The organism is Cognatundibacterium squillarum (assembly GCF_014652435.1).
In the GTDB taxonomy this organism is placed as follows: Bacteria; Pseudomonadota; Gammaproteobacteria; order Burkholderiales; family Burkholderiaceae_D; genus Undibacterium; species Undibacterium squillarum.
This window is the reverse complement of the sequence record NZ_BMYU01000003.1, coordinates 270,475-281,576: the sequence shown is the minus strand read 5'-3', so window position 1 is coordinate 281,576 and position 11,102 is coordinate 270,475. Positions and strand designations below refer to the sequence as shown.

6 protein-coding genes are annotated in these 11,102 nt (G+C 51.1%); 3 read left to right on the top strand and 3 right to left on the bottom strand.

Annotated features, from left to right (window positions below; translation table 11 throughout):
* Nucleotides 1–110 precede the first annotated feature (110 nt).
* Nucleotides 111–2,936: a TonB-dependent receptor gene (locus IE092_RS08335; RefSeq protein ID WP_189356591.1), complete on the top strand. Its 2,826-nt coding sequence runs from the start codon at nt 111–113 to the stop codon at nt 2,934–2,936.
* A 76-nt stretch (nt 2,937–3,012) separates the two neighbouring features.
* Here the strand turns inward: IE092_RS08335 and guaD are convergent, their stop codons facing one another.
* The 3 genes from guaD to xdhA are packed head-to-tail and all read right to left on the bottom strand — an operon-like array spanning nt 3,013 to nt 8,101.
* On the bottom strand, nt 3,013–4,305 hold the full coding sequence (gene guaD / locus IE092_RS08330; protein WP_189356590.1) for a guanine deaminase: 1,293 nt from the start codon (nt 4,303–4,305) through the stop codon (nt 3,013–3,015).
* The gene (xdhB, locus tag IE092_RS08325) at nt 4,305–6,623 is read right to left on the bottom strand and encodes a xanthine dehydrogenase molybdopterin binding subunit (protein ID WP_189356589.1); all 2,319 of its coding nucleotides are present in this window, start codon (nt 6,621–6,623) and stop codon (nt 4,305–4,307) included. Before xdhB ends, guaD begins: the two co-directional genes overlap by 1 nt.
* Nucleotides 6,620–8,101, bottom strand: a complete 1,482-nt coding sequence (xdhA, locus tag IE092_RS08320) for a xanthine dehydrogenase small subunit (protein ID WP_189356588.1) — start codon at nt 8,099–8,101, stop codon at nt 6,620–6,622. Before xdhA ends, xdhB begins: the two co-directional genes overlap by 4 nt.
* A gap of 494 nt (nt 8,102–8,595) precedes the next feature.
* Here xdhA and IE092_RS08315 point away from each other — a divergent pair, with 494 nt between their 5' ends.
* Both IE092_RS08315 and IE092_RS08310 read left to right on the top strand, forming a co-directional pair.
* Nucleotides 8,596–10,329 carry a methyl-accepting chemotaxis protein gene (locus IE092_RS08315; RefSeq protein ID WP_229793100.1) on the top strand — a complete coding sequence of 578 codons (1,734 nt, stop codon included), beginning with the start codon at nt 8,596–8,598 and terminating at the stop codon, nt 10,327–10,329.
* Between the two features lie 50 nt (nt 10,330–10,379).
* A complete protein-coding gene (locus tag IE092_RS08310) occupies nt 10,380–10,724 on the top strand; it encodes an energy transducer TonB (protein ID WP_189356587.1) in 345 nt (114 codons plus the stop codon).
* Nucleotides 10,725–11,102: the final 378 nt, after the last annotated feature.

Below are 11,102 nucleotides of genomic sequence, written 5' to 3'. Positions count from 1 at the left end.
ATACTTGCAGGATGGTCTCATAAATATTCTGCCAATATATTTAAAAAGTATTGGATGAATATTTATAGCGGAATTGGCCGTTATTACCCGATCTGATCCGGAGACAAGTAATGATAGAAAAGAAATTAGCAAGAACGGTGCGCGTATTGTGCGCCAGCGGCTTACTGGTGACTGGCATGACCAGTGCCGTAGCCTATGCAGAAGAAGTACAGAAAGTTGAAATTCTGGGTTCTTCGATTAAACGCATTGCAAAAGAAGGCGCATTGCCGGTACAAACCCTGAGCAATGCAGAAATCCAGAAGTCCGGTGCAAAAACGGTTGAAGATCTGATACAGAACTTGCCGGCGATGCAGGGATTTACCGCGTCTTCTTCCTCTGTGAATGGTCAGGGTAGTGGCGTACAGACAGCTTCCGTCCACGGTATTGGCGAGAGTTATACCCTGGTGTTGCTGAACGGCCGTCGTATGGCCCCGTATGGTTCTGGCAGTGCGGTGAATCTGGCCAGTATCCCGATGTCAGCGGTTGAGCGCGTAGAAGTGCTGACCGATGGTGCTTCAGCGCTGTATGGTTCTGACGCAATCGCAGGTGTGGTGAATTTCGTGTTGAAAAAGAACCAGACCGATGCGGTGATTGAAGCGACCTACAATGGTACTACCCAAAGTGGCGGCCAAAGCTATAACGCTTCCATTTCCAAAGGATTTGGTAACCTTGAAGAAAATGGCTACAACGTCCTGCTTTCCTATTCACATGATGAGTTGAAAGAGCTGAATGCTTCACAACGGGAATTTGGCAAAAGTGGCTTAGTTAAGTTTATGCACGATGGCCAGCAATACTCCTTATATCAGCTGTCTGGTAACTCAAGTCCCGCAACGGTAAATTTAGGTTTAACAGGGGGGCGCTCATTCCGTTTCTCGCCTGACTATGCAAAGTCAGGTGCATGTGGAGCAAATACATTTCTAGTTAAAAATTCAAGTTCTGAATATTGTGGATTTGACTACGCCAGCACGGTTATGTTGCAGCCGAAGTCTAAGCGCGACTCTTTCTTTGGTTCCTTGAACTATAAAATTAACGAAGAAACGACATTTTTTGCAGAAGCGGTTGCATCGCGTTACGTAATGAATGCCCGTCATGCTCCGGTTGCTCAGCCTATCCGGGTCAACGCAGCACTCTTTTCAAAATATGTGCAGCCTTATCTTGCACAATACAAAATTGACCCTTCAGAGGTGACATCTGCGACTGCTGGTGTTCGCTTGTTTGATGCCGGGGGACGTGCTTACGATTACACCACCGATGCAAAACATTTGGCATTGGGGATCAACGGTGCATATAAAGGCTACGACTACACAATTTCCTACGTCCATTCTGAGAATAAGTTTGAGTCAACTTTTGCGGGTGGTTTCCTCAGTGCTGATAAATTCTTTGAGATTGTTGATACAGGAAAATTCGATCCGTTCTTACCCGCTGGTGGATCGAAATCGGTGCTGGCACCTGCAGTTCTGAGTGGCATCGAAGAAGCAACAAAAGTTAAACTGGATACAATTAGTGCTAGGGTATCCGGTGAGTTGATGAAAGTACCTGGCGGTATGGCGCAATTTGGTACGGGCGCTGACTTCTCCAAGCAGACTTACATCTCCAGCCCAAGTGCGATTGCACAGGGTGCTAATCCACAGCAACCGAATTTTACAGATGCTGCCATGGGTAGCGGTGTTTCCGGAACGTTGCCTGCTGATGCATCCCGCAAAAACTGGGGCGCATTTGCGGAAGTATTGATGCCAGTGATGAAAAATCTGGATTTAACGGCTTCTGGGCGCTATGACAGCTATACAGCTGTCACAAATAACATGGTGTTCGATCAGGATGCAAAGCGGTTGAATGGCAGCGTTACGCAGGGCGATCCGGCATCTAAGTTCACTTATAAGATTGCTGCTTCTTATCGTCCAATGGATAGTTTAATGTTGCGTGGGTCCTATGCTACGGGCTTTAAAGTTGCTAGTATGACATCAATTTCGCAGCCTATGCTTCACTCTGGCGTGGTCGATGATAAGTACGATTGCCCGGTAACTGCACCTGATCCTCGTGCTGCATATTGCAAAGGTAAAGCAGAATATGACAAGTTGAGTGGCGGTAACCCTAATACCGGTGTTGGTGCGTTGAAACCTGAAAAATCCACGCAGTACACGATCGGATTTCGTTTAGAACCAACCAACAGTCTGTCGCTGGGTATGGATTTGTGGATGGTCAGAATCAAAGACCAGATCACCACCTTATCTGACACGGAGGTTTTTGGTAATCCGGCAAAGTACAACTATTTGTTTAAAGTGATCAAGGATCAGATTCAGGGTGATGTTCTGGCCAGAGAGTCGACACCATTGAATATGGCTGAAGGCTATAACAAAGGTATCGATTGGGATCACAGTTTCAGAACTAAAACCGGTTTTGGTGATATTTCTGTTCAGTGGACTGGTACTTATATGCTGAATTCAGATTTCATCAATCCGGGTAGTGACTGGGAGAGTTCAATTGGCCGATTCGATACGAACAGCAATGTAGTGTCTCGCCTGATTACACGAATTGCAACTACGTGGAAACAAAGTAATCAGTTTTCACACACACTTGCGATGAACTACAAATCCGGATATCACGATATGGAAGTGACTGCAGGTGCCGGTGTTATTCGTAAGGTGAATGCAGATGGTTCTCTCGGTGACTATGTAGGTATGAAACGCGATGTAGATTCGTTCACAACATTCGACTGGCAAACGCGTTATGATTACAGCAAAGCGTTGTCATTAACTGCGGGTGTGAAAAATCTGTTTAATACAGATCCACCATTCAGTGTACGTACAAAAGGTGGTGGTAATCAAAGCGGTTTTGATGCACGTTATGCCAGTGCACTGGGTCGTCAGATCTACTTAACCGGTAAGTACCGTTTCTGATCAGCAGTAACGGTCTGAAATGAAAAAAGGCTGCATCTGTAAGGATGCAGCCTTTTTGTTTGTGAACAAAAAATATTTATTTCTGACGTATTCCGGCGGCGTAGGTTGCTTCAATCGTCCGGTCATCACCCAGCATGGCGAGCGCAAATAACACTTCTTCCAGTGAGTCTGCGTTTTCGGTACGGCGGCTGAGCAGTGGCGTGGCTTTCGGATTCAGGACAATGAAATCTGCTTCGGTACCGGCTTGCAGCGTGCCGATCTGATGGTCCAGCCGCATCGCTTTTGCGCCGCCCAGTGTGGCGTAATAGAACATGCGCAATGCGTTCAGGTGATAGCCACCCATGCGGGCGACTTTATGCATTTCGTTCATGGTTTGCAGCATGGAAAACGAGGTTCCACCGCCGACATCCGTTGCCATGCTCAGTTGTACCTGATGTTGTTCCGCACCACGGAAACTGAACAGACCACTGCCAAGAAACAAATTCGAAGTCGGACACACGGAGATGGCTGAACCGGTTTCTGCCATACGTCTGGTATCGGTTTCGTCCAGCCAGATGCAGTGCGCATACATCGCGCGTTCGCGCATCAGTCCGAACTGATCGTAAATATCCAGATAACTGCGTGCAGACGGAAACAGACTGCGCGCCCATGCACATTCGTCCTGATTTTCTGCGACGTGCGTCTGAATAAAGGTATCCGGATACTGGCGCGCCAGTTCACCGGTCAGTCCCAGTTGCTCGTTTGTTGAGCAAGGTGCAAATCGCGGTGTCAGTGCATACAGTTGTCGCCCGCGGCCATGCCATTTTCTGATCAGATCTTCACTGTCACGCGCGCCACTTTCGGCGGTGTCCTGCAGGTATTCAGGACAGTTTCTGTCCATCAGTACTTTACCGGTCACCATCCGCAAATTGCGCTGATGGCTGATGCCGAAGAATGCGTCCGCGGATGTCTTGTGTACAGTGCTGTAGACCATGGCGGTTGTTGTGCCATTTTTCAGTAACTCGTCCAGGAAGAAGGATGCAACTTCCTGTGCGTAGTCATGGTCACCAAACTGGCTTTCCGCAGGAAATGTATAGGTCTCCAGCCAGGGCAGCAAGCCTTCGGCAGGTGAGGCGATAATATCGGTTTGCGGGTAATGCACATGGGTGTCAACAAACCCGGGTATGATGATTTTTCCGCTGTAATCGGTGACGCAAAGATCTTCCGGAAGTTTATCCCGCAGATCAGCGTAGGCACCGCTGGCAACAATCAGTTCGCCGTTCAGCAGTAATAAACCATCTTCATGCCAGATAACCGGCTGGTGATCGTGCAACGGATCTCCGGTGAAATACAGGATGCTGCCGCGAAAGGCCTGAGTAACATTCATCATTATTTAAGTGTGGATTGCATCGTTTGAACCGCGTTCAGAATGGCTTCCGGCGTTGCCGGTGCCGCCAGCGGAACATGTCCTTTGAAATCAGAGTGAATCGCCGCGACAGCATCCCGGATTGCGAAGAATACGGAGAAGGCCAGCAGCAACGGAGGTTCACCGACTGCTTTTGAACGGTAAATCGTATCCGCAGCGTTCACATTACTGAACAGACGGGTATTGAAATGGGCCGGGCAATCGGAAACAGCCGGAATTTTATAGGTAGAAGGCGCATGTGTGCTGAGCTTACCTTCTTTGTTCCAGACCAGCTCTTCCATTGTCAGCCATCCCATGCCCTGAATAAAGCCGCCTTCGACCTGCCCTCGGTCGATGGCAGGGTTGATCGACTGACCAGCGTCGTACAGCAGGTCTGTCGCCAGCAGCTTCCACTCGCCTGTCAGCGTATCGACGATGACTTCTGACAGTGCCGCGCCGTAAGCAAAATACTGAAACGGACTGCCTTGCATCGCAGCCGCATTCCAGTGGATGCCCGGCGTCGCATAAAAACCGTCTGACCAGAGTTGTATGCGCTGCAAGTATGCTTTCTGAATCAGTTCGGCGAACGGCATTGTCCAGTCACCGGCGGTAACCTGATTATCCGAAAAATGAACCGCAGTCTCCGGAGCACCGGATAAGCGCGATGCCAGCGCTGACAGGCGCTGACGCAATTGTATTGCGGCATCCTGTACGGCTTTGCCATTCAGGTCTGTTCCCGTTGAAGCAGCGGTTGCGGATGTATTGGCGATTTTGCTGGTATCGGTTGCTGCGATGCGCACTTTGTCTGCGCTGACGCCCAGTTCGCGTGCGACTACCTGCAGAATTTTGGTATGGATACCCTGGCCCATTTCGGTACCGCCGTGATTGACCAGTACCGTGCCGTCCAGATAGATGTGCACCAGGCCACCCGCCTGATTCAGGTGGGTGACATTGAATGCGATGCCGAATTTTACCGGTGTCAGTGCCAGTCCTTTTTTCAGCACCGGACTCTGGCGATTAAAGGCAAGAATGGCTTCACGCCGTGCAGCATAGTTTGCCTCCTGATGCAGCTGTTCTGACAGTGGTTGCAGAACATTATCGGCAACCGGCTGGCCATAATGGGTCAGATACCTTTCGTTTGCCGGATCAGGATCATAAAAATTGCTGCGGCGAACTTCATACGGATCTTTACCCAGATGGCGCGCAATATCATCCATCAGATACTCGATCAGGAGTGCACCCTGAGGGCCGCCGAAGCCACGGAATGCTGTGTTGGATTGCGTATTGGTTTTTGCGCAAAGCGCACGCACATCGACATCGGAAAGAAAATAGGCGTTGTCCAGATGGCAAACGGCTCTGGTAGCAACCGGGCCGGACAGATCTGCGGAAAAACCGGCGCGACTGATCATCTGTACCGACAATCCCAGTAAACGCCCGTCTGCATCAAAGCCGGCATCGTAGTCGTAACAGAAATCATGACGTTTACCGGTGACTTGCATATCGTCGTCACGGTCGGCACGCAGTTTAACCGGTCGTCTGAGATGGGATGCCGCAATCGCAGCGCAGGCTGCCCACAATGCGGACTGTGATTCCTTTCCGCCGAATCCGCCACCCATGCGACGGCACACGACTTGTACCTGATGGCTGCCAATATGCAGTGCATGCGCGACGATATGTTGCATCTCGCTCGGATGCTGCGTTGAACAATACACCAGCATCGTATTGCCTTCGCCGGGTATGGCACTCGCGATCTGACCTTCCAGATAAAACTGTTCCTGACCACCGACCTGCCATTGCCCCTGAATACGGTGCGGTGCTGCAGCAAGCCGGCTCTGCGCATCCCCGCGGCGAAGATGCATCGGAGGAATCACCAGCTGACCATCCGCTGCCGCCGCTCTGGGGTGCAATTGTGCCGGCAGCATTTCGACCTCGTACTCTGCCAGCCTTGCCGCTTTCCGCGCATGTTCGTGGCTGTCAGCCACAACAATAAATACCGGCTGCCCCACGTACTGCAGTAAACCATCAGCCAGTATTGGATCGTCTTTGATAATCGGGCCGCACTGATTGTCGCCGGGGATATCGGATGCCGTAAAAACAGTGATAACGCCAGTACTCGCTTTGACTTTGCTGAGATCGGTTTTCAGAATGCGCGCGTGGGCATAAGGGGATAAGCCCAGTGCAGCGTGTAAAGTTCCCTGTAATTCCGGAAGATCATCCGTGTACAAGGCTTTTCCTGTGACGTGTGCCCATGCCGATTCATGCACACGCTGCGTAACAGGGCTGGTATCAATGATGTTGTTCATTGTTGGTCTCCTGCAGCGGCATAAGCAGTCAGCGACAGCGCCTTGTCTTTTGCATCCGAAGCCGGACTTGTTTCCAGCCAGAACCGTTTCAGCAAGTTAACGCATAACTGACGACGATACGCTGCGCTGGCTCGCATGTCGGATAGCGGTGTGAATTCTGCTGCGATTGCAGCACATGCTTTTTCCAGCGCAGCCTGATCCCACATACTGCCTTCGAGCACAGCTTCGGTTTGTCGTGCCCGTGCAGGAATCGCCGCAACGCCACCGGCACCGATCCGGACATGTTGCAAACGTCCGTCGTTCAGTGTCGCGGAGAAGGCAATGCAAACTGCAGAAATATCCTGATCAATCCGCTTCGATATTTTCCAGACCCGGAACAAGCTCGCGGAAGTACGTAACGGAATAATGATACGGCCGACGACTTCATTCGCCTGCAAATCTTTTTGCCGGTAGCCGGTATAAAACGCTTCCAGCGGAATTTGCCGTGTTCCGCTGACACTTGCGAGTTCGATACGGGCGCCAAGTGCAATCAGCCAGGGCATGGAGTCACCGATGGGCGAACCGTTCGCGATATTGCCACCGAGCGTGCCGGTATTTCTGACGGGCAGGGAAGCAAAGCGGTCTGCCAGCTCTGACAGCTCCGGATACTCCTTCAGACATGCGCGATAGGCTTGCTCGACAGAGACTGCAGCACCGATGAAAATTCCTTCATCGGTACGCTCGCAGTGATGCAGGGCTTCGACCTTTGCAACAGAGATGAAGTCACCCAGCGGGCGGAATTGCTTGGTAATCCACAGGCCGATATCGGTGGAACCGGCGACCAGCGTTGCATTCGGCAGCGCATGGCGCAAGCGGAGCAGGGCATCCATCGTCCGCGGTGCATGCCAGTGTTGCTTCTGTGCGCTGTAATGGAAGTCACCGGTATCGGCGATACCAGCGAGCTGTGTAGAAAGTGCCTGCCGGTCAAACGGATGTTCCGGTGCCTGTTCTGCGACCTGCATTGCATCGACGATAGGGCGGTATCCGGTACAACGGCACAAATTACCTGATAAGGCTTGCTGGATTTCTTCGCGTGACGCGGGGCCGCCACGGCTGTCACGCTGCAGATAAACGCTCCACATCGACATCATAAAGCCCGGCGTGCAGAATCCGCATTGTGATCCGTGACAACTCACCATCGCTTCCTGTATGGGGTGCGGCTTCTGTTCATCGCCTAACTGATCAGCAGTGAATACTGCTTTGCCGTGCAGTGATGCAAGCGGCAGCAGGCAGGCATTGGCAGAGCGCATTTGCAACTTTCCGTTGCAGAGTTCGCCAACAACCACGGTGCAGGCACCGCAATCGCCTTCCGCGCACCCTTCCTTAACAGATGTGCAATGCGCATCCTCTCTGAGGTATTGCAGTAAAGTGCGGGTTACCGGCTGGTCAGAGACGGTGTGTAATTGGCTGGCATGGAAAAACCGTATCGGGCTGGACATCTCAACTCCGGATGAAATGTGTTGTGTATGCGCACTGCTGACAGAAATGCACGATTCATAGCGGAAGACTAACATCCGGAAAAGATTGTGCTATATCAAATATATGATAGAGGCTATCAATAACAGGTTGAACCGTTTGCGCAGAGAAAAATGCGGCTGCCTTTCGAATTTAATTTCGTGAAGTACCCACAGACAGCGAAATGTTTTGTTGTGTTTTGGAAATCTCTTTTTATTAATGATGCGCTGCGGGAAAAAGTGACCAGCCATTATTCTGTGAAAAGAAGTAAAAGCAGTTGAAATTTCCGAAAAAAGCCGTTGCTGTTGAGCAAAATTAAAGTATATTTCCACCCTGTACCTGTCAATTTCTGCTTGTTCCCGGTAGCGCAATATAAAACCTATTCTGCAGGTATAGCGTTTTACGTAAAGCAATAGTAAGCAAAACTATGCTTTGGTAGCGGGATTTCGTTTTAACTTATTTCATAACAGTCAAGTACATGAATTTCTCGAATATGACGGTGAGTAAGCGTCTGGGGCTTGGATTTGCTCTGGTATTAGCTTTTCTGGTAGCAGTGACAGTGGTTGGCATTATGCGTATGTCCCAGATTCAGGGACGACTGGAGCGCATTGTCAACGTCAGTAACGTTGAAACACGTCTGGCCATTGATATGCGCGCGATTGTTTACGACCGCATGGTTTCGCTGCGTAACCTGACTTTGCTGAACGACGCTGCTGACATGGAAAAAGATTTGGCAAAAATTGCAGATCAGTCCAAAAAATACGCAGAAGCGAACGATAAGCTGGTGAAGCTGATCCAGAATGAAGGTGCTTCTCATCCGGAGAAGAAAGCCCTGCTGGATAAGCTGAAGGAAAAAGAATCCGCAGCAGCATCCCTGCCGGCAAAAGCGCAGGAACTGGGTCTGGCCAATAACCCTGAAGTGGCGACCATTACCCTGATTAAAAAACTGCGTCCTGTGCAGCAAGCATGGCTGGATTCTCTGGACGAACTGGTGGATCTGGAAGATAAACTGAATACCAGCGTGGCGGAACAAGCCGGTGCTGAATTCAAATCCGCGACGATCATGATGCTGATTCTCGGCGCGCTGGCAGTTGCCGGTGGTGCAGTGGCGGCCTATGTGATCAGCCGCAGCCTGCTGAAACAGCTGGGTGGTGAGCCTGAATATGCAGCGCAAATCGCTGGCCAGATTGCTGCCGGTGAACTGACAGCGCCGATTGACGTTGCGCACAATGATCAGGACAGCCTGATTTTCGAAATGAAGAAAATGCGCGACAGCCTGGTGAATATTGTGGCGCAGGTGCGTATGGGTACGGATACCATCGCAACCGCTTCCAGTGAAATCGCGACTGGTAACCTGGATTTGTCTTCCCGTACTGAGCAACAGGCAAGCTCGCTGGAAAAAACAACTTCTTCCATGCGCGAACTGACTTCCACTGTGAAACAGAATGCGGACAATGCACGTGAAGCGAATCAGCTGGCGGCATCGGCTTCTGAAGTGGCACGTCAGGGTGGCGTGGTCGTTGCGGAAGTGGTTGAAACCATGGGCTCGATCAACGAATCCTCTAAAAAGATTGTTGATATTATCAGCGTGATTGACGGTATCGCGTTCCAGACCAATATTCTGGCGCTGAATGCAGCGGTAGAGGCAGCACGCGCCGGTGAGCAGGGGCGCGGATTTGCGGTGGTGGCGGCAGAAGTCCGCAGTCTGGCGCAACGCAGTGCAGCTGCAGCGAAAGAAATTAAAACACTGATTGATACATCGGTTGAGAAAGTTGAAGTCGGTACTAAACTGGTAGGACAGGCCGGTGTGACGATTGATCAGGTGGTCAGCAGCGTTAAACATGTGACTGACATCATCGCGGAAATTACCGCAGCAAGTCAGGAACAAAGCGTGGGTATCGAGCAGGTCAACCACGCCATCATCGAGATGGATGGTGTGACTCAGCAAAATGCGGCGCTGGTGGAAGAAGCGGCGGCGGCGGCGCAAAGTCTGCAGGATCAGGCGGCAGAGCTGGCAAAAGTCGTCAGCGTGTTTAAACTGGGCGGTGCTGATCATCAGATCCGTACACCTGCACCATCTGTTGCAAGCGCAACACGCCGTGCTGAACCAGTTGTTCGCCCGAAAGCAAAGGCGGATACTGTAAGGTCTCTGCCGGCAGCAAAGCCGGTTGCAAAGAAGGCGCAGGCAGATGATGACTGGGAAGAGTTCTGAGTTGTAAATCCTTCCTGACTTGATTGATGGCTAACGAAAAGAACTGAATCATGAAACCGATGCTCTCTTCCATACTCTCAGCTTTATTACTGGTCTCTGCAGGTGCTGTGATGGCAGCGGAAACGTCGCCTGTAATGGATAACAAATCCTGCGATCCGCCGAAATATCCGAAAGCGGCGCTGATGAATGAAGAAACCGGTACCGTCACCATGGGTTTTCTGGTGGGTACAGACGGTAAAGTGTCTGAATCACGCATTGATAAAAGCAGCGGCTCCAAGAGTCTGGACAAAGCAGCGCTGCAGGCACTGAGCCAGTGTAAGTTCAAGCCGGGTACCAAAGACGGCAAAGCAGAGCAAATGTGGACGAAAGTCGATTTCGTCTGGAAACTGGAGTAATCCGGTGGATGGCATTGCGCCGGGGTTTCAGGCGCGATGTTGCTGGATCAGTGAAAACGCCCGGTGTCTGCCGGGCGTTTTGCTTTTTACCGGCAGATCCATGATCAGACGATGAGCGCCGCTTTTCAGCTTGTGCATGCTGTTCACCGCTAAACCCCTTGCCAGCATCCGAAAAAGCGCTCAGCGGGCCCTTGCGTGCCTTTACGGGGCAGTCCTGACGTAAAGCATGCCTCTGTTTCGCCAGTGGCAGGACAAGCCCTGCCGGCAGGATACATGGCCATTTTCAGCGCTAAAAAAGCCATGAATGCGGATTCAGGCATAGCGATCCGGCGGTCGTCGGCAGAAAGTCCGGCTCTCCGTAATTGGCAAATGCGGATA

Excerpts from the sequence above, each read along its gene's own strand:
- IE092_RS08310 (WP_189356587.1), top strand. The coding sequence starts at position 10,380 with ATGAAACCGATGCTCTCTTCCATACTCTCAGCTTTATTACTGGTCTCT.
- IE092_RS08335 (WP_189356591.1), top strand. The coding sequence starts at position 111 with ATGATAGAAAAGAAATTAGCAAGAACGGTGCGCGTATTGTGCGCCAGC.
- xdhB (WP_189356589.1), bottom strand. The coding sequence starts at position 6,623 with ATGAACAACATCATTGATACCAGCCCTGTTACGCAGCGTGTGCATGAA.
- guaD (WP_189356590.1), bottom strand. The coding sequence starts at position 4,305 with ATGATGAATGTTACTCAGGCCTTTCGCGGCAGCATCCTGTATTTCACC.
- IE092_RS08315 (WP_229793100.1), top strand. The coding sequence starts at position 8,596 with ATGAATTTCTCGAATATGACGGTGAGTAAGCGTCTGGGGCTTGGATTT.
- xdhA (WP_189356588.1), bottom strand. The coding sequence starts at position 8,101 with ATGTCCAGCCCGATACGGTTTTTCCATGCCAGCCAATTACACACCGTC.